Source organism: Psychrobacter sp. 1U2 (genome assembly GCF_051847575.1).
Map to the genome: position 1 here is coordinate 1 of NZ_JBPYDC010001248.1, position 654 is coordinate 654.

1 protein-coding gene is annotated in these 654 nt (G+C 39.8%); it reads left to right on the forward strand.

Annotated features, from left to right (window positions below):
- Window positions 1–183 precede the first annotated feature (183 nt).
- The gene (locus tag ACS8FD_RS21470; protein ID WP_439263233.1) at window positions 184–552 is read left to right on the forward strand and encodes a hypothetical protein; all 369 of its coding nucleotides are present in this window, start codon (window positions 184–186) and stop codon (window positions 550–552) included.
- Window positions 553–654 lie beyond the last annotated feature (102 nt).

Below are 654 nucleotides of genomic sequence, written 5' to 3' on the forward strand. Positions count from 1 at the left end.
GACCAGTTTGCTTATCACGAAAAGTTGGAATGCCACTTTCTGCTGATACGCCTGCACCAGTTAGAATACAGATCTGTGGTCGAACCGCTAGCAATTTAGCAGCCCGATGTACTTCTGCTATTAGTTTTGGCGATAATTCTGCTACCATGACTTAACCCTTGCTAATAATGGATATACTTTTCTATGATAGACGGAATTTGGTGGCTTGTCATATTGCTAGCAGTCATTACAGTACTATGGCTGATAGCACATTTACGTAGTAATAAAGTTGATCCCAAAAATGGAGCACACGTATCAGCGGGTAAGAAGCCATTAACAAATGATAGCTTACAAAAGACAGCTGTTTTAATTAAAAAACACTTTCCTAATTATAGTACCAGCAGAAGAGCTAAGCATTTGCTAATTACCAAAGAGAATAAAAAGATTGCAATAATTACCATAGATAATAGTATCGCAGCTGGTGAGCGCCGCTTAGGAGAGGTGCCTATTATCAATTATCATCGAGTACCGAGTCGAGCCCAGCTTAGTACTGACTTGCAAAAAGTATGTTGAGTTCAACAAACCAGCTACTTATCGCGTTGCCATCAGCCAAACAACAACCATTCCCCAGAATACAGACCCTACTGATAATGCTGCCATATAAAATACACTCAT